Annotated in this window: 1 pseudogene; it reads right to left on the reverse strand. The window is 70.1% G+C overall.

The features are described from left to right. Nucleotides 1–254: pseudogene (locus HA630_RS27355) on the reverse strand (23S rRNA (uracil(1939)-C(5))-methyltransferase); the annotation flags it as partial.

The following is a 254-nucleotide window of genomic DNA, read 5'->3' on the forward strand; positions in this document are numbered from 1 at the left end:
AGCAGGCGCAGCGCACGCGCGACCAGCACGCGGTTGATGTGCGGGTTGACCTGGGTGAAGTCGGTCGGCTTGAACGGCATCTCGATGCCGAAATCGGGCAGCGCGTAGGCCAGCTGCACCGGGGCGGGCTCGGTGTCGAGCAGGTGCACCGTGTCAGGTCCCTTGGGCTGCAGCCACCACTGGATCACCTGGCCATGCGCGCTGTGGCGCAGCGCGAACTCGCGCAGGCGGTGGAGGTCGGCGGCCGACAGCGG

The sequence above is a fragment of the Aquabacterium sp. A08 genome (genome assembly GCF_011742065.1).